Source organism: Bradyrhizobium sp. USDA 4369 (genome assembly GCF_054056435.1).
Genome location: NZ_JBSRYH010000001.1, coordinates 907829 through 931690, shown reverse-complemented (window position 1 = coordinate 931690; position 23862 = coordinate 907829). Strand labels below are relative to the sequence as shown.

The window sequence follows — 23862 nt, the reverse complement described above, 5'->3', positions numbered from 1 at the left end:
AGCGTGGCCTTCAGGTCGTGACGGGCCCGCCGACGGTCGGCATGTCCGGCGCGACCTCCGTCCGCCGCGTACCGTTGAGCACCCGGCCGACCGGCGTGTCGCGCACCAGCAGGTGATAGCTCGCCAGCATCGGTGGCATCACAACCAGCAGGATCAGCGCGTATTTGGCCAGCCACGGCCAGTCGAACTGCGAGACCGCCAACTGCAGCGCCATCACGATCGGCATATGGATGAGATAGAGCCAATAGGATGCGTCGGCGAGGTAGCGCCGGGTGCGGCTGAAGCCGGCCATGAAGCGCAGCGCCAGGCCGATCGCGGCGAAGCTCGTCGTCCAGATCGCCAGCGCATAGGCGATGGCGCCGGCGAGTCTGATCATGGGGAGACTGACCGGCGCTGCGACGACATGCGTCGCGACCATCGAGACGGCCAACGCCAGCCCGTAGCTGAGCGCGATCAGGCCAACCGCCATGGCGGTGTCGAGCAGGCAGCGCCGTTCCAACTGGCGCAGCAGCCCGATCTGCCGGTGCAGCAGCCAGCCGGCGGCGAAGGCGCTGCCATACGCGATCCAGGCCTGCGCATTGGTGATCAGCGATTGGTCCGGCGTACGGATCCCGATCCAGCCGACCCATTTCGGATCCAGGCTGAGCGCCAGCCCGATCGGCAGAGCAAGGATGGCGGGCGCAAGCCGGCTTGCCATGATCGCCGCGAACAGCCGATCGATGGCCGTGCGAAGCCGGCCGGCGCGGTCAATGGCGACCACGCCGGCGCGCAGCAACAGCGCGGCGGCATAGAGTTCGATCAGCACGTAGAGAAACCACAGATGGGTCAGCGGAAAGCGCGGCAGGACCGGCGGCCAGCCGACCGCGCCGGGCAGCGGTCCGCCATGCGGAAACTGGCCCGCCCAGATCACCGACGCGGCCATCGGCGCAAACACGATCGGCCATGCCACCACCAGCGGCAGCGCGATCCTGAGCAGGCGGTCCTTGATGAACCCCGCCGTTCCGCGCCGGTGAAAGCTCATGCGGGCGAACAAGCCGGCCATCAGAAAGAAAGTGGTCATCCTGAACACGTGGATGGCGAAGGTGACGGCGCTCAGGACCAGGCTCTGATGGGTGTCCTCGATGAACCAGAATCGCGTGGGGGATGGCAGGAACGACATCGCGGCATGCAGGATGATGCCGAGCAGGAGGGCAAAAGCTCTGACGGCATCGAGGGCGTGCAGGCGTTCGGAGGGAGCGTTCGCGGCGGGCATGGGGTTCTCAACGCAGGAGAGGCGATGCCTTGCTCTGTGCCTGCGCGGGCTGCGTCCGGCGTGCCGGATCAAGAATTCGGCCAGCCGATTTCTTCAGTCGGCTTGCCGAATTCTGCGATTCTCGGTCTCCGTGGCCGTCGCCACGAGGGCCTGCCGGCGAAATTCGCTCGGCGTCATCGCCGTGGCGGCCTTGAAGGCGCGGTTGAATGGACCGATCGACTGGAAGCCGGCGTCGATCGCGATCGTCAGGATCGGCACGTCGCGCTGGCCTGGATCAGATAATGCCGCCTTGGCGTCTTCGAGCCGGTAGCGATTCAGAAACGCGTTGAAGTTGCGGTGGCTGAGCCCCTCATTGATCGCCTGCCGCAGCCGATATTCAGGCACGTTGAGCTGGGCGGCCAGCCCGCCAATCGACAGTCCCTCCTGCCGATAGATGCGCGCTCCACCCGCATGAGATGATCGAGCCGTCGCAGCAGCAGCGGCGCAACCGCCGGCCGCTCGCTCGATACAGGCTCTGTGTCCAGCGGCGGATCGGCGACGCTGGCGGCGACCACTGCCGGCGTCGGCAACGCCGCCGCCGCGGTGGCCCCGAACAGGTTCCAACTCGCAAGCATCGCCAGGATGCACAGCGTGAATGCGACGATGAAGCTGCCGAGGCCGCCGCTATTGGCCGCCGCGCCGAGCACGGCGCCGGGCACCGGCAGCAGGGCGGGTCCCGCGACGAAGGTAATGAAGCCGAGATTCAGGATCACGACCGCCATGCGCAGCAGCCGCCGTCGCGCGACCAGATCGTCCCGCCAGGTCGTCACCGTCTGGAGGATGGCGAGCAGTGCGAACACGAGCGCGAGGACCGACAGACCCTTGGCGCAGGCCTTGGTCACAGCCGGCCACATCGGCCAGCTCAGCGAGGCCGTGAAGCCCAGCGCGACCACCGCGAGCCAGACCAGGCCGTGCCAGGGCCGGAGCGCGAAATCGTCGTCGAAGGCGGCGCGCGCCCATAGCCAGAACACGACCGGCTGCGCCGACAGCAGCGGCAGGGTCCACCAGAATGTGGAGGTCGGAATGAACGGCGCGGTCGCGATCGCAAAGCCGGCGCCGCCGGCCGACATCACCAGGCCGAGCAGGGCATGGGGATTGGCCGGGCGGAGCCTGATCAACACCAGCACCATCATCGTGAACAGGCCGCTGGCCGCACCACGCAGCCCGAGATCCAGCGCCGTGAGACCGATGTCGTGCACGTGATGCGAGCCCCGCCATTGAGCCTCGTCATATTGCATCCTCAGCGTGCCGGCGACAATGCCAGCACGGCTAATGCAGCGAGAACAGGCCCAGGGCAGCACGCACGTCGCGCAAGGTTGCCGCCGTGACAGATTGCGCCCGCTCGGTGCCGCGCCGGACGGCCGCAAGGACATGGTCGGGCTCGCGCGCGAGCGCCGTCCGGCGCGCGCGGATCGGTGCGATGACGTCCTGCAGCACGTCCTCCAGGCGCTTCTTGACCGCGCTGTCGCCAAGCCCGCCGCGGACGTAGCGGGCCTTGAGATCAGCGACCGCGTCACGATCGGCATCGAATGCGTCGAGATAGGTGAACACGACATTGCCTTCAATGCGGCCAGGGTCTGCAGCCCGGACATGCTGCGGATCGGTGAACATGCGCCGGACGGCTTCGCGGAGCTGGTCGGCCGTGGCGGAGAGCGGAATCGTGTTGCCCTGCGACTTGCTCATCTTGGCTTTGCCGTCGACGCCCGGCAGCCGTCCGACGCTCGAGATCAGCGCGCGGGCCTCCTTCAGCACATCCGTGCCGGTCTGTCGGTTGATGCGGCGGACGATCTCGTTGGTCTGCTCGATCAGCGGCACCTGATCGTCTCCGACCGGGACGATGGTCGCCTTGAAGGCGGTGATGTCGGCTGCTTGGGCGACGGGATAGCACAGAAAACCGGCTGGAATGTCGCGGCCGAAGCCGCGCGCCCGGATTTCGTCCTTGATCGTCGGGTTGCGTTCGAGCCGCGCGACCGAGACGAAGTTCATATAGAGCAGCGTCAGATCGGCCAGGGCCGGCAGATGCGACTGCAGACAGATCGTGGTGAGATCGGAATCGATGCCGACGGCGAGATAGTCGGTCGCGATCTCCAGGATGCTCCGGCTCACCTTGGCCGGATCATGTGCGTTGTCCGTGAGCGCCTGCGCATCCGCCAGCAGCAGGAATTGCTGGTGGGTGGATTGGAGCGCGAGCCGGTTCCGCAGCGAGCCGACGTAATGGCCGAGGTGCAGCGGGCCGGTGGTTCTGTCGCCGGTCAGGATGACTGGGCGTTCCGAAGATGAGGAATGCATCGTGGTTCTCCAGGGAAATGAGAACCGCCGTTCAAACGGACCTTTCGAGAGCTGTTGATGAGGCAGACCAACGTCGCAGGCCGATGAACGGCGGCGACGGTTGCCAAATGACGAGGCCGTGCCGCTCCTAGATGGAGCGCCACCAAGTGTTCGCGTGCATGCTCTCGGCCTTGATCATGCATGCCATATGACCGAACCTGACGCTGAACGCAACAGGTTCACACCACGCACCGCGCTCGCTCCCAGTTGACGATGCCGGCTGCCGCTCAATCCAGATCGATGGTGTGATACTGGCCGGACTTGTCGAGCTGGGTGCCCCAGACCTTGTGCAAAGCCTGATGGTCGGACGGGCCGAAGCTCACTTTCGGACCGAGCCCGAGTTCGTAGTTCTGCATGCTCTCCAGCACGTTCACCAGCGATTCGGTATCGAGGGCGGGGCCGGCGCGCCGCAGCCCTTCGATCAGGATGCTCGCGGTGAGATAGGCCTCGAGCGAGGAATAGTCCGCCGGCTCTCCCGGAAAATACTTGGCGAGTGCGTTCTTGTATTTCATCGTCAGCGTGGAGTAGCCGTCCACCGCCGGCGTGACCTGTGTGCAGATGATCCCGTCCGCGTAATGCGGGCCGAGCACCATCAGCTCGCTGGCGAGGCCCGTGCTGCCCACGCCCGAGATCGTCGCAAAGATCATGTCGGGATACAGGTCGCGGGTCTTCTCGATGAACTTTGCCGCCGCGCGGAAGGTGGCGATCAGCACGACGGCCTTGATGGCCGGGCGCTGCCGGCGCAATTGCGCAATGGCCTCGTCGACATTCACGGTGTTGCGGTTGTAGCTCATCCGAAACACTTCGCCAGGGACGCCGCTGCGCAGCGTGCGCATCGCCTTGGTGACGCCTTCCCAGCCGGCATCGCCATAGGCGTCCTGCTGGGTGAGAACGCCGATGTCCTGCGGACGCAGGCGTCGGTTCCTGACCAGATAATGCACGATGGCGTCGGCTTCCTCGGCATAGCCCGCCCGATAGTTGAAGACGTAGCGGTCCGGCGGGTCGCGCCGCAGCGAGGGCGCACCGCTGAAGGCGCCGAAATAGAGCGCATGACGTTCGAGCGCGTAGGGGACGGAGATCAGCGCGGTCGGACTGCCATAATTCTCCACGAAGCCGAACACCTTGTGCTGCTCGTAAAGCTCCTTCATCGCGTTCAGCGTGCGGTTCGGCTCATAGGCGTCGTCGGCGGTGACGAGCTTGAGCTGCCGGCCATGTACGCCGCCCTCGTCATTGGTCTGGGCGAAGGCGAGGTCGACACCCAGCTTGAGCTGACGGCCCATCTCCCTGGCCGGACCGGAGAACGGCGCCGCCATGCCGAAGCGGATCTCGGTGTCGGTGACGCCCTGCACCGATGATTGAGCAGCCGCCTCCCGCGGAGCCGGGACGGCGTTGGCCACCCGTGGATCGAATTTGGGCCGACGGTCCTCGTCGCGCAGCCGCGTGTTCGGGTCGGCGGCCGGCGCAGGGGCGACGCTTGCGGTCGTTGCCGTTGCAGGAACATCCGGCGATGGTGCGGCGGCTGGCGGCGGTGGGGCGGGCGCCGACGGGACCGCAGCGGTCACGGAGGAATCCGCGCGAGTGTCGGCGGTGATCACCCCGAGCCAATGGGCCGGCAGCTTGGTCGCGGCATAGCCGGCGGCTGCGGCGAAGGCCAGAATGGCCAGCAGGCTGATCCAGCCGATGGATCGCCGCTCGCGCGGCGGCGATGGAACGTCCTGCATGCCCAGGCGCGAAATGAACTCCGACGGCCGCGGTCGCTCGTGCTCGTTGCGCCAGGCTTGATCGCGCAAGGGTGGCCGGGCATCGCCGAAGCCGGACGGAAACGGCGGATCTTCCTGGTCATTGTTCTGCGCGTGCAAATGTTTCACGAAATCCCCCTTGGGTCGTGCGTCCTGTCGTCACTGGAGTTTGTTGTTGGATCGCGGACTGCGCATCGCCGATGCTGCAGGTCCATGAAGCGGCGGCCCTGCGCTGAGTTGCGCATGTTCTACGCGCTCACATCGCCGATCGCTGCTCGTTGTTGATCGTCGTCAGGATCCCGCACGATCGCTCGTGCAAACCACAAGCATGATCCTCACGAGCCAATGCGGCAGTAGTTTGTCGGCTTCGTCGAGTTTGGCCGAACTCGGATGAAGACTGTGCCCTGTTGGGACATCAATATGACGGGGAGGAAGGATTGACCTCGGATTGTGTCAGACCGTCATCCTAACTTGAAGATTGCTGCTCGGCAGAATTCGCCACCAGGCCGGAGACCATCGCCTTCACCATGGTCGCGATCTGCTCGCGCAGCAAAGCGAGTGGCACGGCAATCAGCTTCTGCTCCAGACCGAGCGCGACCATGCCATGGACGGCCGAGAACAGACTACGCGCCGTGACGCTGATTTCGTCGAACGTCTGCTGCGGAAACAGCGTCGCGAGCGGCTGGTGAATGTGGCGAAACAGATGCATCTGATCAGCGATGGCCCAATCGGGCAGGGTCTTGTCCGCGGCCATGCGATGCTCGAACAGCGCGCGCCATAGTTCGAGATTGTGAGCGGCGAAATCACAATAGGCGACCGCGATGCGTACCAGGGTGTTCTCCGGGGCAGGCGGGCCGGCGCTCACGGCCGCTGACAACTCGGCATCGAGACGGGCCAAGGTGCGCGATCCAACCATCAGCACCAGCTCATCGACATCGGCGACGAGATTGTAGACGGCGCCATTGGCGACGCCGATCTCCTGGGCCAGATCACGCGTCTTCAGGCCGGACAGGCCCTTGGCGGCGATGCCCCGCTCGGCTGCCACGATCAGGGCTTCACGCTGCTTGGCGCGGCGTTCCAAGGTTTTAGACATCGTTTACCATTTCTATGAGCGGCGCTCAAAAATATCTTGAGCGCCGCTCATGGTTGCGCTAGAAGAACCTCATGAGCGATGCTCATAACAGGGAGTTCACAATGTTCAAGACCGTTCTGACGCTGTTTCGGGGGACCGTCGCCGTGGCGGAAGAGGAGCTGCAGGATCGGACCGCGCTGGTGATCCTGGATCAGCAGATGCGTGACGCCGCCGCCGCCGTCGATCGCAGCAAGCGGGCCCTGGCGCTGGCGATTGCCCAGGACCAGCAGGAGGGCAAGCGCCTCGAAGCGACCTTGTCGCGGATTGCCGATCTCGAGGTGCGCGCCACCGCCGCGCTCGATGGCGGTCGCGAGGATCTGGCCCGCGAGGCGGCGCAGGCGATCGCGGGTCTGGAAGCCGAGCGCGATGCGGCCAAGACGGCGCGGGCGCTGTTCGCCACCGAGATCACCCGGCTGAAGAAGCATGTGGCGGGTGCAGAGGCGCGCATCGCCGAGCTCGATCGGGGCCGGCGCATCGCGCGTGCCTCAGAGGCTGTGCGCAATCTGCGCCGCGGCGGCATCGAGGCGGCGCGTCCCTATGAATGTACGCTGCCGGAAGCCGAAGCGACCTTGAAGCGGCTGCGCGAGCGGCAGATCGAGGCACAGGCCGCCGACGAGGCGCTGATGGAGCTGGACGCCGCGACGGGGCTGATCACCACGGCCGAGAAGCTTGCCGAACAGGGCTTCGGCCCGCGCATCAAGACCACCGCCGACGACGTGCTGGCGCGGCTGAAGGCCGGCCGCACCGCTCCGGCCAACTGACTGACGTCCCCACCAATCCTAACCCATCCGAACCATCATCTCTCATCAGCAGGAGCCGATCATGAACCAGAACGCCCAGCCCCATAGCGGTGCTTTCGTCACTTTCTCTTACGTTTCATTCGCTGCCTCCGCCTTCCTCGTCGCGCTCGGCGTGTTCTTCATGCCGATCGATCTCTGGATGAAGGGCTATTTGACGATGGGCATCGTCATGCTGGTGCAGACCTGCGTCACGCTCACCAAGACGCTGCGCGACCGTCACGAGAGCAGCAAGCTCGTCAACCGCATCGAGGACGCCCGCGCCGAGCGCCTGCTGATGGAGGTGTCGAAGGCGGCGTGAGGCGCCGGCGCTCTTCTCCTGCCCGCGGCAGGACGATCGCATCACGCGACAAATGGCCTGCTGCAGCGAGACGGCCTTCAATGAGTTGGTCCTGATGCCGGGCTCCGTCCCGCCGGCGCGGCCGAGGCCGCTTCGGCGGGAAGGCCCGGGCATCCACGTCTTTCGACCGCTCGCGCGCGTTTAAGCTGCGTTTACCTTGCTGACGCTCCGTCCTGCGTCATGATCATGAATTAACGGCGTCAGGTTAGTCGTGCAGGGCGTGATGCCGACGCGCGCATCGTGTCGGGCTGGTGGATGAAGGAATGAGCATCGTCGCAGCAGCCGGCCGTATCAGACGCAATATCGGCTTCTGGGTGACAGCGCTGGGACAGGAGGCGATGGACCTGTCGCTGCGGACGCATGCGGATCTGCGCACGCGGATCGTCGAGAGCCCGGGCACGATCCTGGACGACGCGGCGCTGGCCGCGCTCGTCGCCGACCTCCGCATTGTGGCCGGCAAGACGCTGCCTGCCGGCGATCTGACCTATGGAATATTCTCCGGACGGCGCGAGGCGCTCGCCCGATCGATCGTGACGCTGGTGTCCGATGCGGCCAGCGGCCAGCCGATCGCCTTCAATGCGCTGGCGGTAATGCAGGTCGCGCGCGACGGTGACACCCAGGAGGTGATCCATCTCGGGCTCGTCATGGTCGATCCGCAGGCGCGGGGCAAAGGGCTGTCCGGCGTGCTCTACGGCCTCACCACCTTGCTGCTGTTCATCCGTGATGGCCTGCGCCCGAAATGGATCTCGAACGTCACGCAGGTGCCGGCGGTGGCCGGCATGGTCTGCGAGACGTTCTCCGACGTCTATCCCTCGCCGCTGCCGCAGGCGCGGCAGAGCTTCGCGCATCTGCAGCTCGCGCGCGGCATCATGCGCGCGCACCGGGCGGTGTTCGGCGTCGGCGAAGACGCTGGGTTCGACGAGACGCGCTTCGTCATCACCAATGCCTATACTGGCGGTTCGGATGCGTTGAAGAAGACCTTCGACGATGCGCCCAAGTACCGCGACGATCTCTACAACGTCTATTGTGCGCGCGAACTGGACTACAGCAGGGGCGACGATCTGCTGCAGCTCGGGCGCATCGATCTCGCCGCCGCCCGCCGCTATCTCCTGCGCGAGATTCCCTCCGGTTCGCTGCCGGCCCTGCTGGCGGCGTCGGCCGTGCTGGCGCTGCAGCGGATGATCCTGCCGCTGCTGCATTGGCTCGACGACAAGCGTCCGTTCGGCACGCTGCGTCCGCGCCTGCCGTCAGGCGGGACAGCATCATGATGTCGAGCGTCGTCGCCGATTCCGCCGTCAATCTGTGCGGCGCCATCGGGCTTGCGGTGGCCGCCGTGATGCTGCACCGGCGCGACCCCAGGGGACCGCTGACGGCCCGTCTCGTCGGGCTGCTGGCGCTGGTGGCGTCCCTGTTCCTGTTGCGCGGCATCGCCTGGTGGACGGACAACAGCACGCTCGACCGCATCTCGCTGATCCCGGCGGCGCTGATTCCGCTCGGCGCGCTCATCGTCACGGAAGGTCTGCTGCGGCGGCATGCGCATCGCCGGCTGAAGGCGGCCGCCTTGGTCGGCGGCGGCGTGCTCGCGCTGGCCGGGGCGCTTGGCCCGGTCGAGCTCGAAAATATCCACACCGCCATGCTTTCGGCATTTCAGCTCGCGGGCTTTGCCGTCTGCGCGGTGTTGCTGATCGGCCGCGGTCGCGCCGACCTGCTCGCCTGGGAGAACCGCGCCATCGACCGCGTCGCCTTCGGCGCGGTCCTCGTCATTCCCTTCATCATCACCGATTTTCGCGTGCTGGCGCCGGACATGCCGGTGCGGCTCGGCGCGCTCGGCGCGCTGCTCGCGGTCACCGCGATCCTGATCGCCGGTGCGAATGACGAGACGCAGCGCCAAGGCGTGCTGCTCACCGTGCTGCGGATCGTCGGGGCGGCCTTGCTCGGCGCCGCCGCGGCCGCCTTGTCGGCGGATGTCGATGCGGCCCAGCTCCTGCGCCATTGCGCGGTGGCGGTGGCAGGCGTGCTTGCGATCGGCCTGATGGGCGACGCGTTGCGCGCGGTGCTGGAGGCCCGGCAGCCGGGCGTGCTCGATTCCATCGGCGCATCGGCCGCCGCCACGCGCGACGCGCTGATCGTCGAGCTCGCGCGCCAGCCGATCTTCGAGAGCGCGCGACGCTATCGGGAGGCGGAACTCGCCGCCTATGATCCGTCGCTGCTGCGCGGCTTGCTCGCCGCGCGGCGCGTGCTGCGCCGGGCTGACGCGCCCTGGGGGCTGGCTGCGACCGATCCCGCCGTCGAGCGCATGGTGGCGCTGATGACCGCGCGCCATGCGACGCATGTGATCGTGCTGTCGCATGATCCGGTCGACATCATCGTACTCGCGGTGTCCGTGATTTCCGCCGATCCGGCCACGGAGACCGCGCTGGCGCTGGTGCGGCGTCTACTGGTGCAGGCGCCGGAGGCGTCCTGATCAGCACGCCGTCTCAGGATGATCGCTTGACGAAGGCCGCGAATGCATCCGCGTAATCGGCATGCCATCGCGACAAGGGCGGCCGGTTCTCGACGATGTCGCCGGCAGCCCACAGGATGCGCCGCTCGTCGAGCGCGCGCGGCACGTCATTGTCCGGGCACAGCACATAGAAGTCCCCGGCGGAGACGCGCTCGAGCATGAAGTCGACCGTCTGCTCCGGCGTCCACGCGCCGGCGGGCTTCTCGACCCGGCCATTGGCGGTGAGCGGGGTGAACACGAAGCCGGGGATGAACAGATGCGCGGTGACCTCGCAGTTCGGTGTGTTGCGCAATTCGTGCTGCAGCGCCTCGGTGAACGCCTTCACGCCGGCCTTGGAGACATTGTAGGCGGGATCACCCGGCGGCGTGGTGATGCCCTGCTTGGAGCCGGTGTTGATGATCAGCGCGGGCGTGCCTTGCGCGATCATATCCGGCGCGAACACCTGCGAACCGTGGATGATGCCCCACAGATTGACGCCGAGGATGCGCTGCCAATAGTCGTCGGGGCCGAACAGCTTGCTGCCTGGCTGGATGCCGGCATTGTTCATCAGCACGTCGACCGCGCCGAACCGCTGCCGCACCTTGGCTTCGAGATCGACCACGCTGTCGCGCCGGCTGACATCCACCTTGGCGGTCATGATGGCCTCGCCGCGCCCGGCAAGGGGGACGAGCTGCGCAGCCGCCGCCTGCAGCCGGGCGTCGTCGACATCTGCGATGCAGACATTCATGCCGAGGGCGGCGAAGCGCGAGGCGGCGGCAAGGCCGATGCCGGAGGCGCCTCCGGTGACGACGGCGGTGTGGTCGGCAGACAATGCAGGGTGGGGCACAAGCGGTTCTCCGGCAGGACACTGGGATGGTGGTCTAAGACGTTCGGACGCGGCCGCAAGATCATGCGGCCGAGGGCATGACAGGTGTTCGCGGCTGAAACGCGGAGCGCATCGGTCCGGTTGCGTCTGCGCGCGATCGGGATGGAACTGGTTACGGCGCGGCCTTGCCGCGGGCCTTTCTCGGTCTGGCGATGTCGCTACGCAGCGCCGCGAGATCCTTCCTGACCGCGGAGGCGGCATCGCGCTCGATGCGGCGGTACCGTTCGACCAGCTGCGCGCCGAACGCGGTCAGCGCCGCGCCGCCGCCATTCTTGCCGCCGGTTTGCCGCGCCACCGCCGGCTGCCGGCACACCCGGTTGATCTCGTCGACGAGGTCCCAGGCGCGCTTGTAGGACATATCCATGGCGCGGCCGGCCGCCGAAATCGAGCCGTGCTTCTCGATATGCTCCAACAGCGCGATCTTGCCCGGCCCGATGCGGCTGCCGTCATCGAGGTCGATGCGCAGGCTGAGGGAGGGAAGGGCGTTCGGTTTCGGCATGGAGGGTCTGCTCGCACAGAAGTCGGGCGGACATTGCCACCATCGTGTTTTGCGAACAAGATGACCGCAATCGACAATCACAACGACTCCGGGGGAGAAATGCTGCCTGCGCTGTTTTCACCGCTGACGATCGGTCCGTATCACCTCAAGCATCGCGTCGTGATGGCGCCGCTGACCCGCATGCGCGCCGCGAAAGACACGCTCGCGCCGCGGCAGCTCAACGTCGACTATTATGCGCAACGCGCCACGCCGGGCGGGCTGATCATCGCCGAGGCGTCGCCAGTGCTGCCGACCGGCACGGGCAGCCCGAATGTGCCGGGCATCTACAGCGCTGCGCAGATCGACGGCTGGAAACAGGTCGTGGACGCCGTCCACGCCAAGGGCGGACTCATCTTCCTGCAGCTCTGGCATGTCGGCCGCGTCTCGCATTCCTCGTTCCAGCCGGGCGGCGCGCTGCCGGTGGCGCCCTCGGCGATCGCGATCGGCGACGATCTCAAGGCGATGACGGCGGACGGCAGGGCCGCCGCCTACGAGACGCCGCGCGCGCTCGAGACCGAAGAGATTCCCGGCTTGGTCGCCGCCTATGGCCAGGCGGCACGCAACGCGATGGCGGCGGGCTTCGACGGCGTCGAGGTGCACGGCGCGAACGGCTATCTGATCGAGCAGTTCCTGCAGACCCGCAGCAACCAGCGCACCGATCGCTATGGCGGCTCGAGCGAAAACCGTTGCCGCTTCCTGCTCGAAGTGACCGAAGCCGTGATCGATGCCTGCGGTGCCGGCAAGGTCGGCGTGCGGCTGTCGCCCTATGGCATTGCCAACGGCTCCGGCGAGGCCGAGCCGATGCCGCTCTACACCTATGCGATCGAGGCCCTCAGCAAGCTCGGCATCGCCTATCTGCACCTGATCGAGCCGCGCTCCTCCGGCGCCGGCCGCGCCGACGTCAACTGGCAGAACGTGCCGTCGGCGATTCAGCTGTTCCGGCCAATCTGGAAGGGCGTGCTGATCGGCGCCGGCGGCTTCGCCGGCGAGCCGGCGGAAGTGGCGATCAAGGCGGGCCATGCCGATGCGATCGCCTTCGGCCGCTATTTCATCTCCAATCCGGATCTGCCGGCACGTCTGCAGCACGGCTGGCCGCTGACGCCGTATCATCGCCCGACCTTCTATGGCGGCGAGGAGAAGGGCTACACGGATTATCCGGTGTATCAGGAGATGGCGAAGGCCTAGCTCACGCTCTCTCCGCCGTCATATGGCGGTCCGAGTTTTCGCCCGTCTGTCTCCACATCGTCATGCCCGGGCTTGTCCCGGGCATCCACGTCCTTCCACGCGTGCCGACCGACGTGGATGGCCGGGACAAGCCCGGCCATGACGGCGGTGAGCAGTGGAACTTACATCGTTCAGCGTTCTGGCCGTCATTGCGAGGAGCGTAAGCGACGAAGCAATCCAGAGTCTTGTTCGCCGCCCCTGGATTGCTTCGCTTCGCTCGCAAAGACGGAGAGAGAGCTCACGTTAACAACGAAGACCGCGCCCGGAGGAAACCCCATCATGAAAAACCGCACCACCGGACGCTCGGCCTTCCTGGCGCTGCTCAAGGACGAGGGCATCACGCATCTGTTCGGCAATCCCGGCACCACCGAATTGCCGATCATGCACGCGCTCAAGGACCATCCGGATCTGACCTACGTCATGGCGATGCAGGAGAGCCTGGTGGTGGCGATGGCCGACGGCTTCAGCCGCGCCTCGGGACGGCTGGTCGCCTGCAACGTCCATGTCGCGCCCGGCCTCGGCAATGCGATGGGATCGCTCTACAACGCGCAGTTCACCGGCACGCCGATGATCCTCACCGCCGGCCAGCAGGAGCAGGGCCATGGCCTGATGGAGCCGCTGCTCTATGGACCGCTGGTGCGCATGGCCGAGCCGCTGGTGAAATGGGCGGTCGAGGTCAACAGGCTGGAGGATCTGCCGCGCATCGTCAGGCGCGCCGCCAAGGTTGCGACCACGCCGCCGACCGGGCCGGTGTTCATTTCGCTGCCCGGCGATATCCTCAACGCGGAAGCCGGCATCGATCTCGGCCGCAGCACCCGGGTCGACGCACGCGTGCAGCCGTCCAGCGATGCATTGCAGGCGCTGGCGCAGCGCATCCTGCGGGCGCAGCGGCCGGTGATCATCACCGGCGACGAGATCGTCAAGAGCAACGCGCTGCAGGCCGCCGCGGATTTCGCGTCCGCGCTGGGTGCGCCGGTGCATCAGCAATCCGCGCCCTATGGCGCGCATTTTCTCTCCGAGCACCCCTGCTACATCGGCTCGCTGTCGCGCATCCAGAAGCAGGTACGGGATCTCCTGGCACCGCATGACCTCCTGATCGTGCTCGGTGCTGATCCGTTGCGGATGTCCGTGCATAGCGAGGTCGAGCCGTTGCCCGACGGCCTGCCGATCGTGCAGATCGGCCTGGTCGATTGGGAGCTGGGCAAGAATTTTGGCGCGGAGATCGCGCTCAAGGCTGATATCCGCGAGACTCTGCTGCAACTCACGCCACTGCTGCGCGAGCGCGGCGGTGCGGCCCTGCAGGCCACGGCGCAGGCGCGTACCGCGGAGCTGTCATCGAAGAACTGGAGCGCGCGCCGCCGCGCGCTCGCGACGCAGATCGAGACGGCGCGCGAGCGGATGCCGATCGATCCCGACTATTTGGCCTTGCAGGTCGCGCAGGCCATGCCGGAGCACGGCATCCTGGTCGACGAGGGCCTGACCTCGGCGCGCTATATGACGGCGCTGTTTCCCTATCGCGACCGCTACAATTATCACGGCCTCGCCTCGGGCGGCATCGGCTGGGGCCTGCCGGCCGCGGTCGGCGTCAGCCTCGCCAACCCCGACCGTCCGGTGGTGTGCTACTCCGGCGACGGCAGTGCGATGTATTCGATCCAGGCGCTGTGGACCGCGGCCCATCACAGGCTGCCGCTCTCGGTCGTCATCGTCAACAATGGCGGCTACCGCATCATCAAGCAGCGGCTGTTGTCATTCCACGGCGACGACAACTACATCGGCATGGATTTCGCCGACCCGCCGTTGGATTTTGCCGGGCTGGCTCGCTCGCTCGGCTGCGAGGCACTGCGCATCGGTGATCCCAGTGAGCTGAAGCCCGTGCTGTCGGATGCGTTCCGGCGGCCCGGAGCGAAGCTGATCGAGGTGATGGTGAGCAAGGCGGTGAATTGAGGGGACAGTGAATCAAAGGGCAGGTCCGTCCACGACCACCGTCGTCATTCCGGGGCACGCGGGTCTACGACCTGCGTGAGCCCGGAATCCATAGCCACAGGCGGTTTTTATCGTAGGAGCTGTTCATAATCACCGTCTCTCCTCACGACGGTCCGTGGTTATGGATCCCGGGCTCATCCAAGTGCAGGAACGGCTTCGCCGTCCCGCCCTTGGATGCCCCGGAATGACGACCTCACGAGGCACGGCCCAAGAAAGTATTTTACGAATATCAGAAGATGTGCTCTATTTCCGAAATCCCGCCTCGATACGGAGAGGCGCATCGCGATCGTCACGACACGCGGGGCAGGGAGCGATGGCCGCTGACATGCCGCAGCGTGGGGAGACCCGCGCCGACGAACGGCAGGTGGCGGACGTGAAGACGTGTGGGCGCGCCCCGATGCTGGCGCCAAGCCGGCGGGTGATGATGATCCCGCTGGCAACGGTGGCTATCAAGCCGGACACCGAGGAGAGCGCGCTATAAACGTGAAAATCGTCGCGCGGGGAATGCCGGAGTATCTGCTGAACCTGTGGTGACTGCCGCCTGCTTTTCTTGTCGCAGGCGGGCCATGGGTGAGGCCTTCACCCGGCATTCCCCGCGCCCTCCGTGCTTGCGAGGGCACCGCACCGGCAGACCTCGGACGCCCAGCGCGCCGCGAGAATCGTCGCGCGCACGTCGACATATGCGCATGATCGATCCCTGCGAAGTTCCGGAATCCGAGACGTGGCTGATATCAATGAATTCCAAGCGAGCCCCTTCCGCTCGCGACATGATCCCGATATGACCCCGGCGTTGTTGTGACTGGAAAAACGCCATGACCAGGATTGATGCAATTGCCCGCGCCCGTCAGGCCCTGACGAGCGGTGACTTTCTGGCCGAGCTCGGCCGCCGGGTCGCGTATCGGACCGAAAGCCTCAATCCCGATCGCAAGGCCGAACTCGCGGCCTATCTGACCGACGAGCTGACGCCGTCCTTCGCCGCACTCGGTTTCACCTCCGAACTCGTGCCCTCACCGAGCGGCCGCGCGCCGTTCCTGATTGCGACCTATCACGAGAGCGACAGTGCGCCCACCGTGCTGAGCTATGGCCATGGCGACACCGTCGATGGCATGGCCGGCGAATGGCGCGACGGGCGCGATCCCTGGGCGGTGACGCCCGCGGGCAACCGCCTCTATGGCCGCGGCACCGCCGACAACAAGGGCCAGCACAGCATCAACATGGCGGCGCTGCGCGCGGTGCGCGAGGCCCGCGGCGGCAAGCTCGGCTTCAATGCGAAGTTCATCATCGAGATGGGTGAGGAGATCGGCTCGCCCGACCTCGCCAAGGTGGCCGATCTGCATCGCGACGCCTTGAAGGCCGACGTCTTCATCGGCTCGGACGGCCCGCGGCTGTCGACGGTGCGCCCCACCATCTTTCTCGGCTGCCGCGGCGGCATCCGGCTGCATCTCGACGTCAATCTGCGCGAGGGCGGCAATCACTCCGGCAATTGGGGCGGCGTACTCGCCAATCCCGCCACGATCCTCGCCAATGCGATTGCGACGCTGGTCGACGGCCATGGTCGCATCAAGCTTGACTCGCTGAAGCCGCCGCGCCTCACCAATGCGATCCGCGCCATCCTCGCCGATGTGAAGGTCGAGCCGACCGCCGACGAGCCGGCGCTGTCCGACAATTGGGGCGAGGAGGGACTGACGCCGGCGGAGCGGCTGTACGCCTGGAACACGCTCGAGGTGCTGGCGATCTCCTCGGGCAATATCGACAAGCCGGCGAATGCGATTCCCGGCCGCGCCAACGCCGTGCTGCAGCTGCGCTTCGTGGTCGGCACCAAGGTCGACAGCATCGTCGACGACGTGAAGACCCATCTCGCCGCGCACGGCTTCCCGATGATCGAGGTCAGCAAGGCGCAGGGCTTCATGGCCTCGCGCGCCGACATCGACAGCCCCTGGATCACATGGGCCGCCGATTCGATTCGCATGAGCACCGGCAAGGCGCCCGCGGTGCTGCCGAACTTCGGCGGATCGCTGCCCAACGACGTGTTTGCCGACGTGTTGAAGATGCCGACCATGTGGGTGCCGCACTCTTATCCCGGCTGCTCGCAGCATGCGCCGGACGAGCATATCCTGCTGGATGTGACGGAAGAGGCGCTCGGGCTGATGGCCGGGCTGTTCTGGGATCTCGGCGAGCTGGGGAAGCCGTTGTGAGCTGGGATGGACGCACGAGCGTTCGCTGCAGATGAGATATTCTTCGCCAACCGCGAGGTGAACCAGAGACGATCCTGCAGCATTTCGTTCTGCAGACGTCGTACCCAATAGGAGAATGCTTCCTTGGAGCCCATCGCTTACGTCAACGGCGCCTTCATGCCCCTGTCCGAGGCCAAGGTCTCGGTGCTGGATCGCGGCTTCCTGTTTGCCGACGGCATCTATGAGGTGGCGGCGGTGCTCGACGGCAAGCTCGTCGACAGCGCATCGCATCTCGCCCGTCTGGAGCGCTCGGTCGGCGAGATCGGGCTGGCATTGCCCGAGAGCCTCGCGCGCATCGAGGAACTGCAAAAGGAGCTGGTTGCGCGCAACCAGCTCGACCAGGGCATGGTCTATCTGCAGGTCACGCGCGGCGCCGACAAGGGCCGTGACTTTCCGTTTCCGAAGGGCGACGTCAGGCCGACCCTGGTGATGTTCGTGACGGCCAAGACCATCGTCGATGCGCCCTCGGCGAAAGCGGGCATCGCCGTCATCACCGTGCCTGACATCCGCTGGGAGCGGCGCGACATCAAGAGCGTGGCGCTGCTGGCGCAGGTCTTGGCCAAGCAGGCGGCTGCAGCCGCAGGCGCGAGCGAGGCCTGGATGGTCGAGGACGGTCACGTCACCGAGGGCGGCTCGTCCACGGCCTTCATCCTGACCCGGGATGACGTGATCGTGACGCGGCCGAACTCGAACGCCATCCTGCCGGGCTGTACCCGCAAGGCGGTGATGAAGCTCGCCGAGGAGCGCCAGCTCAAGGTCGAGGAGCGGCTGTTCACGGTCGCGGAAGCGCTCGCGGCCAAGGAGGCCTTCATCACCAGCGCGAGCTCGTTCGTGCAGCCGGTGGTCACGATCGACCGCAAGCCGGTCGGCGACGGCAAGGTCGGGCCCGTGGCGACGCGGCTGCGCGAGATCTATGTCGATTTTGCCCGGGCGACGGCGGTGTAGTTCGACGACAGAGCAGGTGCAGCATCGAAACTCGTTTGCATTGTCCGGCGCTTTGCTATCGTGGCCAAGCAACAGAAAATGTCAGGGAGGAGTTTCGATGCGTTATCGCTGGGGCGTGCTTGCGGCCGGACTGGTCATGACGGGCGCCGCGTTGAATGGGATCGGGACGGCGTCGGCCGATGACGGCTGGGTCACACTGGTCGACGGCGACAGGAAGGTCGAGTTCACCGAGGTCGGCAAGGCGAATTGGGCAGCCAAGGACGGCGCGCTCTCGGCTGACAAGCTCGACGGCAAGGATCCGTCCTATCTCGTCACCAAGACCAGCTACAAGGATTTCCAGATCAAGGCCGAATTCTGGGTCGACGACGCCGCCAACAGCGGCATCTTCATCCGCTGCGACCAGTCGGACAAGATCGACTCCAACATCTGCTACGAGGTCAACATCTTCGACAAGCGGCCCGATCCGAAATACGGCACCGGCGCGATCGTCGACGTGGCGAAGGTCGATCCGATGCCGAAAGCGGGCGGCAAGTGGAATACCTACGAGATCACGGCCAAGGGCACCCGGCTGACCGTGATCCTCAACGGCGAGAAGACCGCGGACGTCGACGACAGCAAGCACGCGGCGGGGCCGATCGCCCTGCAATACGGCTCGGGCGTCGTGAAGTTCAAGAAGGTGCAGATCAAGCCGCTGTAGCGGCCGTGGCCGCTGTCGCGGCCGAGCATTCCGGGCAGCGGCGCTGGCCGCGGCTCACCCGGTAGAGGCTCTTGCAGTACCAGCGGCGCGCCATCATCTGCAGCGGATGGTGGGCCAGGCGGGCCAGCGTCACCAGTTCGAGCATGGCGGGCATTGCAGGCTCCTTTCTCATCTTTCACCGATGTGGGGCGGCACTTCGTTTCCGGAAGTGCCGCCCCAGTCGCATCAGCCATGCAGCTTCTTGGCGGTTTCTGCGACGACGCGGCCCTGATAGCGCGCCCCCGCCAGCTCGTTCTCGCTCGGCAGGCGGCTGCCGTCACCGCCGGTGATCGTGGTCGCGCCATAGGGCGAGCCGCCGGTGACCTCATCGAGCTTCATCTGGCCGGCGAAGCCGTAATTGAGGCCGACGATGGTCATGCCGAAATGCAGGAGGTTGGTGATGATCGTGAACAGCGTGGTCTCCTGGCCGCCATGCTGGGTCGCGGTCGAGGTGAACGCGCCGCCGACCTTGCCGTTCAGTGCGCCCTTGGCCCAGAGGCCGCCGGCTTGGTCGAGGAAGTTCGCCATCTGCGAGGCCATGCGGCCGAAGCGGGTGCCGGTGCCGACGATGATCGCGTCGTAGTTGGCGAGCTCCTCGATCTTGGCGACCGGGGCGGCCTGGTCGAGCTTGTAGTGCGACGCCTTGGCGACATCATCGGGCACCAGCTCCGGCACGCGCTTGATGTCGACGGTGGCGCCGGCCTCGCGGGCGCCTTCGGCGACCGCATTGGCCATCGCTTCGATGTGGCCGTAGGCGGAGTAGTAGAGAACGAGAACCTTGGTCATGGCAGTCTCCGTGGGGATGAGGGTGAGCAGAAATGGTTAGGCGGCGTCGACCAGCACCAGCTCGGAATCCTCGAGCGCGGTGATCTTGAGCGTGGCTTCGTCGCGGATGGCGGCGCCGTCACGGGCGTTGACGCGGATGCCATTGACCTCGACGCTGCCGGCGGCCGGCACGAGATAGAGGTGCCGCGCCTCGTCGGCCGCGTATTCAGCGGTCTCGCCGGCCTTCAGCGTGGTGCCGAGCACGCGCGCCTGGGCGCGGATCGGCAGGGCGTCGGTGTCGTCCGCGAAGCCCGAGGCGAGCGTCACGAGCTTTCCGGAGCGGTCGGCCTTCGGAAACGGCTTGGCGCCCCAGGTCGGCTGGCCGCCATCGGTGGCGGGCTCGATCCAGATCTGGAAAATCCGCGTCGTGGTCGGCTCGAGATTGTACTCGGAGTGGCGGATGCCGCTGCCCGCGCTCATCACCTGCACGTCGCCGGCTTCCGTGCGGCCCTTGTTGCCGAGGCTGTCCTGATGGGTGATCGCGCCTTCGCGGACATAGGTGATGATCTCCATGTTGCGATGGGGATGCGCCGGGAAGCCGGTGTTCGGCGCGATCTCGTCGTCGTTCCAGACCCGCAGGGCGCCGTGGCCCATATTGCTGGGGTCGTAATAGTTCGCGAACGAGAAATGGTGCTTGGCCTTCAGCCAGCCGTGGTCGGCGCCGCCCAGCGCCGCAAAGGGCTTCAATTCGATCATGGGTTTGCTCCGTTGTCGCACGCCGGCCGCGCGCCGTCGTGCTGTTGGACCTTGGAATAGGCTGGGAGGCTGGGTATAGAAATAGAAACTATTGAAACCCATTGTTTCAGAAAAAGAGCTAAAGCCGATGGCGCGACTTCCCGATTTCGAGGCGATGGCGATCTTCGCCAAGGTCGTCGAGCTGCGCTCCTTCGCAGGCGCGGCCCAGGAGCTGAGCCTGTCCAAGGCGTCCGTGTCGAAGGCCGTGAGCCGGCTGGAGGAGCGGCTGGGCACGCGGCTGTTCAACCGCACCTCGCGCCGGCTGGCGCTGACCGATGCCGGGCAACGGCTGTCAGAGCGTGCCGCGCAGCTGCTCGCCGATGGCGAGGCGGCAGAGACAGAGGCGCTGGCGCAGTCGCTCACGCCGCGCGGGCTGGTGCGCTTCGCGGTGCCGATGACCTTCGGTGTGAAGAAGATCGCACCGCTGCTGCCGGCCTTTCTCGAGCAATATCCCGAGGTGTCGATCGACCTGCATATGAGCGACGCGACCGTCGATCTGATCGGAGAGGGGTTCGATCTCGCGCTGCGCATCGCGCGGCTGCCGGACTCCTCACTGGTGGCGCGCCGGCTCTGTCCGATGCCGCGCTATACGGTGGCGGCGCCGTCTTATCTGAAGCGGCACGGACGGCCGACGCATCCGATGCATCTCGCCGAGCACAAATGCTTCGGCTATGCCTATCTCTCCACCGCCGGCGTCTGGCACTACACCAACGCCGCGGGCGAGCAGGCGAGCGTGCGGCCGGCGGGACAGCTGCGCGTCAACAATGGCGAGGCGCTGTTGCCGGCGGTGCTGGCCGGCCTCGGCATCGCCGACCTGCCGGACTTCATCGTCAGCGACGCGATCGCCTCGGGCGAGGTCGAGGTGGTGCTCAAGGGCTGGAGCCAGCCCGAAGGCGCGATGCATCTGGTGATGCCGCCCGGCGGCCCGCGCCCGGCGCGCATCGAAGTTCTGACGGAGTTTCTGGTCAAGGAGCTGGCGAAGGGGAAGAAGCGATGATCGCGCCGGCCGACGTCAGCCGATCAGGACTGCACCTCGCAGACGTCGACCCATTCGGCTCCCGTCAGCTCCGCCATGCGGTCCGGCGTAATCTTAACCGCGCTGTGCGTCGAGCCCGCGGCCGGCACGACGATATCGAACGCCTTCAGCGAGATGTCGCAATACACCGCCAGCGGGGACTTCAGGCCGAACGGGCAGACGCCGCCGACCTCGTGTCCGGTGATGTCGGCGACCTCGTCGAGGCCGAGCATCTTCGGCTTGCCGCCGAACAGCGCCTTGACCTTCTTGTTGTCCATCCGCGCATGACCAGCGGCGACGATCAGGATGACGCGGTCGCCGACGCGAAGGGAGAGTGTCTTGGCGATGCGGGCAGGCTCGACGCCATAGGCTTCCGCAGCGAGCGCCACGGTGGCGGAGCTTTGGCTGGAGACGAGGACGTCGATGTCGGGGGCTTTTTCGGCGAAGAAGGCGCGGACTGATTCAAGGCTCATGCTGGCTTGCGATCTCAGGCAGTTCGGACAGCGCAGCAATACGATAATCGGGCGCAAAACCCAACTCGTCCATCTGGGTGCGAAGCGCCTTGAACATGGTCAGCGGCGCCACCAGGTCGGCTTTGATGCAGGCTGCAGCCATGGCCTCCGGCGTGACACGCTCGATCCAAGCGACGTTCAATCCAAATGCTTTGGCGCCGCACACGTCCCACGGATTGGACGACACGAACAGCACATCGGCCGGTGCCAGGCCGAGCGTCTGTTCGATCAGCGCGTACACCTGGGGGCTCGGCTTGAAGATCTGGCGCGCATCGACGCTGATGACGGCATCGAGCAGCGTGTCGAAACCGCTGGCCCTGACCAGCGCGCCGAGCATCGCGGGGCTGCCGTTGGAGAGGATCGCAAGCCGGTGATGCTTCATCGCGGCAAGCGCAGCCCTCGCGTCGGGATAGGGATCCAGATCGAGATACTTGGCGATGATGCGCTCCAGCGTGGCTGCATCAGCGTGAAGCCCGAGAATGCGCAGCGTATAGGTCAGCGAGTCGCGGGTGACGACGGCAAAATCCTCGTAGCGCTGCATCAGCGAGCGCAGCCAGGTGTATTCGAGCTGCTTGATGCGCCAGATCTGGGTAATGATGTCGCCATGGCCGGGAAATGCCTGCGCGGTGACGGCCGCCACCGACTGGATGTCGTACAGCGTGCCATAGGCGTCGAAGACCACAGCTTTGAACGGCACGGTGCTCACCTGATCAAAAAACAACAGGCGCGATGGCTGATGGCCACCGCGCCTGTGGATGATAGCACGATCCTCGCTGAGCGAGCGCTGTCAGATGCCGAGCAGCTTGCGCGCGTTGGCCTTCAGGACCTTCGGCCGGATCTCCTCGCGGATGTCGAGCTTGGCGAAGTCGGCCAGCCAGCGGTCCGGCGTGATCACCGGCCAGTCCGAGCCGAACAGCATCTTGTCCTGCAGAATCGAGTTGATGTAGCGCACCAGGATCGGCGGGAAATATTTCGGCGACCAGCCCGAGAGGTCGATATAGACGTTCGGCTTGTGGGTCGCGACCGACAGCGCCTCCTCCTGCCAGGGGAAGGACGGGTGCGCGAGGATGATCTTGAGGTCGGGGAAGTCGGCCGCGACGTCGTCCATGTACATCGGGTTGGAATATTTCAGCCGCATCCCCATGCCGCCCGGCATGCCCGAGCCGACGCCAGTCTGGCCTGTGTGGAACAGCGCGATCGCGCCGCCGTCATTGATTGCTTCATACAGCGGGTAGGCAAGGCGGTCGTTGGCGTAGAAGCCCTGCATGGTCGGGTGGAATTTGAAGCCGCGGACGCCGTAATCCTCGATCAGCCTGCGCGCCTCGCGCACGCCGAGCTTGCCCTTGTGCGGGTCGATGCTGACGAAGGGGATCAGCACATCGAGATGCTCGGACGCGATCTCCAGCATCTCCTCATTCTTGTAGCGGCGGAAGCCGGTCTCGCGCTCGGCATCGACCGGGAAGATCACCGCGGCGATGTTCTTCGACCGGTAGTAGGCCGCGGTCTCCGGCACGGTCGGCGGATGCTTGTGAGGCGATTTGAAGTAATCGGCCATCTGGGCCTGGAAATCGTCGTAGCCGTCATCCGCATGCATGCCGCACGGCTCCTCGGCATGGGTGTGGATGTCGATGGCGACGACGTCGTCGATCTTGGGCAGAGCAAGCTTGGGCATGGGCGTTCCCGGCGTTGGTTCTTGGCTTTGGAAAATTGATTATACGATATAACAAATTTGGCAATCGCCAAATCGGCATCCGGACTGTCCGCCTCGGTCTGGGCTATGGTTGGCCGTCGCTGTTGAAGCCGGACTTGCCATCATTGACATCCGGCCGGCTGGTGGTTAGAAACCGGCTAGTCCGGGCGACTTGGTCGCTTGCGGAAATCCATTCCTATTTGCCACTTTCGGCCTGTCCAACACGGCCTTTCAAACGCATCAGGATGTCCCATGAAGGTCCGTAACTCGCTGAAGTCGCTGCGTGGCCGCCATCGCGCCAACCGTCTGGTTCGCCGCAAGGGCCGCGTCTATGTGATCAACAAGGTCCAGCGCCGCTTCAAGGCCCGCCAGGGCTGATTCCGGTTGCCAGCGCCGCCTGCTCACAGGCCTTTGACGCGCGTGCTGCTTT

26 protein-coding genes are annotated in these 23862 nt (G+C 65.9%); 12 read left to right on the top strand and 14 right to left on the bottom strand.

Going from position 1 to position 23862, the window contains the following annotated elements; genetic code table 11:
* Positions 1-10: 10 nt before the first annotated feature.
* From ACVIJ6_RS04450 to ACVIJ6_RS04425, 6 genes are all read right to left on the bottom strand, one after another.
* On the bottom strand, positions 11-1252 hold the full coding sequence (locus ACVIJ6_RS04450) for an acyltransferase family protein (protein ID WP_456771655.1): 1242 nt from the start codon (positions 1250-1252) through the stop codon (positions 11-13).
* 93 nt (positions 1253-1345) lie between these two features.
* Positions 1346-1636: a helix-turn-helix domain-containing protein gene (locus ACVIJ6_RS04445; protein ID WP_456771654.1), complete on the bottom strand. Its 291-nt coding sequence runs from the start codon at positions 1634-1636 to the stop codon at positions 1346-1348.
* Positions 1567-2529 (bottom strand): AraC family transcriptional regulator, encoded by a 963-nt coding sequence (locus ACVIJ6_RS04440; protein ID WP_456771653.1) that lies wholly within the window; start codon positions 2527-2529, stop codon positions 1567-1569. The genes ACVIJ6_RS04445 and ACVIJ6_RS04440 overlap by 70 nt, the downstream gene beginning before the upstream one ends.
* A 31-nt stretch (positions 2530-2560) precedes the next feature.
* Positions 2561-3580 carry a tryptophan--tRNA ligase gene (trpS, locus tag ACVIJ6_RS04435; RefSeq protein WP_456771652.1) on the bottom strand — a complete coding sequence of 340 codons (1020 nt, stop codon included), beginning with the start codon at positions 3578-3580 and terminating at the stop codon, positions 2561-2563.
* A gap of 266 nt (positions 3581-3846) precedes the next feature.
* Positions 3847-5487: an ABC transporter substrate-binding protein gene (locus ACVIJ6_RS04430; protein WP_456771651.1), complete on the bottom strand. Its 1641-nt coding sequence runs from the start codon at positions 5485-5487 to the stop codon at positions 3847-3849.
* 337 nt (positions 5488-5824) lie between these two features.
* On the bottom strand, positions 5825-6451 hold the full coding sequence (locus ACVIJ6_RS04425) for a TetR/AcrR family transcriptional regulator (RefSeq protein WP_456771650.1): 627 nt from the start codon (positions 6449-6451) through the stop codon (positions 5825-5827).
* Positions 6452-6552: 101 nt separating this feature from the next.
* On the opposite strand from ACVIJ6_RS04425, the gene ACVIJ6_RS04420 reads away from it, so the two are divergent.
* From ACVIJ6_RS04420 to ACVIJ6_RS04405, 4 genes are all read left to right on the top strand, one after another.
* Positions 6553-7251 carry a PspA/IM30 family protein gene (locus tag ACVIJ6_RS04420; protein WP_456771649.1) on the top strand — a complete coding sequence of 233 codons (699 nt, stop codon included), beginning with the start codon at positions 6553-6555 and terminating at the stop codon, positions 7249-7251.
* Between the two features lie 61 nt (positions 7252-7312).
* Positions 7313-7588, top strand: a complete 276-nt coding sequence (locus ACVIJ6_RS04415) for a YiaA/YiaB family inner membrane protein (RefSeq protein WP_250172602.1) — start codon at positions 7313-7315, stop codon at positions 7586-7588.
* A 302-nt stretch (positions 7589-7890) separates the two neighbouring features.
* On the top strand, positions 7891-8895 hold the full coding sequence (locus ACVIJ6_RS04410) for a hypothetical protein (protein ID WP_456771648.1): 1005 nt from the start codon (positions 7891-7893) through the stop codon (positions 8893-8895).
* The gene (locus ACVIJ6_RS04405) at positions 8895-10091 is read left to right on the top strand and encodes a hypothetical protein (protein ID WP_456776899.1); all 1197 of its coding nucleotides are present in this window, start codon (positions 8895-8897) and stop codon (positions 10089-10091) included. Before ACVIJ6_RS04410 ends, ACVIJ6_RS04405 begins: the two co-directional genes overlap by 1 nt.
* A gap of 13 nt (positions 10092-10104) precedes the next feature.
* Here ACVIJ6_RS04405 and ACVIJ6_RS04400 read toward each other — a convergent pair whose 3' ends face one another.
* On the bottom strand, positions 10105-10956 hold the full coding sequence (locus ACVIJ6_RS04400; protein WP_456771647.1) for an SDR family NAD(P)-dependent oxidoreductase: 852 nt from the start codon (positions 10954-10956) through the stop codon (positions 10105-10107).
* 151 nt (positions 10957-11107) lie between these two features.
* Positions 11108-11494, bottom strand: a complete 387-nt coding sequence (locus ACVIJ6_RS04395; RefSeq protein WP_456771646.1) for a winged helix-turn-helix domain-containing protein — start codon at positions 11492-11494, stop codon at positions 11108-11110.
* Positions 11495-11593: 99 nt separating this feature from the next.
* Between ACVIJ6_RS04395 and ACVIJ6_RS04390 the strand changes: the two genes are divergently transcribed.
* From ACVIJ6_RS04390 to ACVIJ6_RS04365, 6 genes are all read left to right on the top strand, one after another.
* On the top strand, positions 11594-12718 hold the full coding sequence (locus tag ACVIJ6_RS04390) for an alkene reductase (protein WP_456776898.1): 1125 nt from the start codon (positions 11594-11596) through the stop codon (positions 12716-12718).
* Positions 12719-13036: 318 nt separating this feature from the next.
* Positions 13037-14701 (top strand): thiamine pyrophosphate-binding protein, encoded by a 1665-nt coding sequence (locus tag ACVIJ6_RS04385; RefSeq protein ID WP_456771645.1) that lies wholly within the window; start codon positions 13037-13039, stop codon positions 14699-14701.
* Between the two features lie 364 nt (positions 14702-15065).
* Positions 15066-15221 (top strand): hypothetical protein, encoded by a 156-nt coding sequence (locus tag ACVIJ6_RS04380; protein WP_456771644.1) that lies wholly within the window; start codon positions 15066-15068, stop codon positions 15219-15221.
* Between the two features lie 331 nt (positions 15222-15552).
* Positions 15553-16935 carry a M20 family metallopeptidase gene (locus ACVIJ6_RS04375; protein WP_456771643.1) on the top strand — a complete coding sequence of 461 codons (1383 nt, stop codon included), beginning with the start codon at positions 15553-15555 and terminating at the stop codon, positions 16933-16935.
* A gap of 123 nt (positions 16936-17058) precedes the next feature.
* Positions 17059-17919 carry a D-amino-acid transaminase gene (locus ACVIJ6_RS04370; RefSeq protein WP_456771642.1) on the top strand — a complete coding sequence of 287 codons (861 nt, stop codon included), beginning with the start codon at positions 17059-17061 and terminating at the stop codon, positions 17917-17919.
* A gap of 97 nt (positions 17920-18016) precedes the next feature.
* On the top strand, positions 18017-18616 hold the full coding sequence (locus ACVIJ6_RS04365; protein WP_456771641.1) for a 3-keto-disaccharide hydrolase: 600 nt from the start codon (positions 18017-18019) through the stop codon (positions 18614-18616).
* Here the strand turns inward: ACVIJ6_RS04365 and ACVIJ6_RS04360 are convergent.
* The 3 genes from ACVIJ6_RS04360 to ACVIJ6_RS04350 form a co-directional block, all read right to left on the bottom strand.
* Positions 18603-18770: a hypothetical protein gene (locus ACVIJ6_RS04360; RefSeq protein WP_456771640.1), complete on the bottom strand. Its 168-nt coding sequence runs from the start codon at positions 18768-18770 to the stop codon at positions 18603-18605. The two genes, ACVIJ6_RS04365 and ACVIJ6_RS04360, sit on opposite strands and share 14 nt — an antisense overlap.
* Positions 18771-18841: 71 nt before the next feature.
* Positions 18842-19441, bottom strand: coding sequence for an NAD(P)H:quinone oxidoreductase (gene wrbA / locus ACVIJ6_RS04355; RefSeq protein ID WP_456771639.1), 600 nt, complete (start codon positions 19439-19441; stop codon positions 18842-18844).
* Positions 19442-19477: 36 nt separating this feature from the next.
* Positions 19478-20176: a pirin family protein gene (locus ACVIJ6_RS04350; RefSeq protein ID WP_456771638.1), complete on the bottom strand. Its 699-nt coding sequence runs from the start codon at positions 20174-20176 to the stop codon at positions 19478-19480.
* Between the two features lie 127 nt (positions 20177-20303).
* Here ACVIJ6_RS04350 and ACVIJ6_RS04345 point away from each other — a divergent pair, with 127 nt between their 5' ends.
* The gene (locus ACVIJ6_RS04345) at positions 20304-21212 is read left to right on the top strand and encodes a LysR family transcriptional regulator (protein WP_456771637.1); all 909 of its coding nucleotides are present in this window, start codon (positions 20304-20306) and stop codon (positions 21210-21212) included.
* A gap of 23 nt (positions 21213-21235) precedes the next feature.
* Here ACVIJ6_RS04345 and ACVIJ6_RS04340 read toward each other — a convergent pair whose 3' ends face one another.
* The 3 genes from ACVIJ6_RS04340 to ACVIJ6_RS04330 form a co-directional block, all read right to left on the bottom strand.
* Positions 21236-21703, bottom strand: a complete 468-nt coding sequence (locus ACVIJ6_RS04340) for a YbaK/EbsC family protein (protein ID WP_456771636.1) — start codon at positions 21701-21703, stop codon at positions 21236-21238.
* Positions 21693-22439, bottom strand: a complete 747-nt coding sequence (locus ACVIJ6_RS04335) for a haloacid dehalogenase type II (protein ID WP_456771635.1) — start codon at positions 22437-22439, stop codon at positions 21693-21695. The genes ACVIJ6_RS04340 and ACVIJ6_RS04335 overlap by 11 nt, the downstream gene beginning before the upstream one ends.
* 90 nt (positions 22440-22529) lie before the next feature.
* A complete protein-coding gene (locus ACVIJ6_RS04330) occupies positions 22530-23414 on the bottom strand; it encodes an amidohydrolase family protein (protein WP_257170772.1) in 885 nt (294 codons plus the stop codon).
* Positions 23415-23684: 270 nt separating this feature from the next.
* Between ACVIJ6_RS04330 and ykgO the strand changes: the two genes are divergently transcribed.
* Positions 23685-23810: a type B 50S ribosomal protein L36 gene (gene ykgO / locus ACVIJ6_RS04325; RefSeq protein WP_006611362.1), complete on the top strand. Its 126-nt coding sequence runs from the start codon at positions 23685-23687 to the stop codon at positions 23808-23810.
* Positions 23811-23862 lie beyond the last annotated feature (52 nt).

Coding starts and splice junctions, on each gene's coding strand:
- ACVIJ6_RS04450 (WP_456771655.1), bottom strand. CDS start 1,252: ATGCCCGCCGCGAACGCTCCCTCCGAACGCCTGCACGCCCTCGATGCC.
- ACVIJ6_RS04440 (WP_456771653.1), bottom strand. CDS start 2,529: ATGCAATATGACGAGGCTCAATGGCGGGGCTCGCATCACGTGCACGAC.
- trpS (WP_456771652.1), bottom strand. CDS start 3,580: ATGCATTCCTCATCTTCGGAACGCCCAGTCATCCTGACCGGCGACAGA.
- ACVIJ6_RS04425 (WP_456771650.1), bottom strand. CDS start 6,451: ATGTCTAAAACCTTGGAACGCCGCGCCAAGCAGCGTGAAGCCCTGATC.
- ACVIJ6_RS04420 (WP_456771649.1), top strand. CDS start 6,553: ATGTTCAAGACCGTTCTGACGCTGTTTCGGGGGACCGTCGCCGTGGCG.
- ACVIJ6_RS04415 (WP_250172602.1), top strand. CDS start 7,313: ATGAACCAGAACGCCCAGCCCCATAGCGGTGCTTTCGTCACTTTCTCT.
- ACVIJ6_RS04410 (WP_456771648.1), top strand. CDS start 7,891: ATGAGCATCGTCGCAGCAGCCGGCCGTATCAGACGCAATATCGGCTTC.
- ACVIJ6_RS04405 (WP_456776899.1), top strand. CDS start 8,895: ATGTCGAGCGTCGTCGCCGATTCCGCCGTCAATCTGTGCGGCGCCATC.
- ACVIJ6_RS04395 (WP_456771646.1), bottom strand. CDS start 11,494: ATGCCGAAACCGAACGCCCTTCCCTCCCTCAGCCTGCGCATCGACCTC.
- ACVIJ6_RS04390 (WP_456776898.1), top strand. CDS start 11,594: ATGCTGCCTGCGCTGTTTTCACCGCTGACGATCGGTCCGTATCACCTC.
- ACVIJ6_RS04385 (WP_456771645.1), top strand. CDS start 13,037: ATGAAAAACCGCACCACCGGACGCTCGGCCTTCCTGGCGCTGCTCAAG.
- ACVIJ6_RS04380 (WP_456771644.1), top strand. CDS start 15,066: ATGCCGCAGCGTGGGGAGACCCGCGCCGACGAACGGCAGGTGGCGGAC.
- ACVIJ6_RS04375 (WP_456771643.1), top strand. CDS start 15,553: ATGACCAGGATTGATGCAATTGCCCGCGCCCGTCAGGCCCTGACGAGC.
- ACVIJ6_RS04365 (WP_456771641.1), top strand. CDS start 18,017: ATGCGTTATCGCTGGGGCGTGCTTGCGGCCGGACTGGTCATGACGGGC.
- ACVIJ6_RS04360 (WP_456771640.1), bottom strand. CDS start 18,770: ATGCCCGCCATGCTCGAACTGGTGACGCTGGCCCGCCTGGCCCACCAT.
- wrbA (WP_456771639.1), bottom strand. CDS start 19,441: ATGACCAAGGTTCTCGTTCTCTACTACTCCGCCTACGGCCACATCGAA.
- ACVIJ6_RS04350 (WP_456771638.1), bottom strand. CDS start 20,176: ATGATCGAATTGAAGCCCTTTGCGGCGCTGGGCGGCGCCGACCACGGC.
- ACVIJ6_RS04345 (WP_456771637.1), top strand. CDS start 20,304: ATGGCGCGACTTCCCGATTTCGAGGCGATGGCGATCTTCGCCAAGGTC.
- ACVIJ6_RS04340 (WP_456771636.1), bottom strand. CDS start 21,703: ATGAGCCTTGAATCAGTCCGCGCCTTCTTCGCCGAAAAAGCCCCCGAC.
- ACVIJ6_RS04330 (WP_257170772.1), bottom strand. CDS start 23,414: ATGCCCAAGCTTGCTCTGCCCAAGATCGACGACGTCGTCGCCATCGAC.
- ykgO (WP_006611362.1), top strand. CDS start 23,685: ATGAAGGTCCGTAACTCGCTGAAGTCGCTGCGTGGCCGCCATCGCGCC.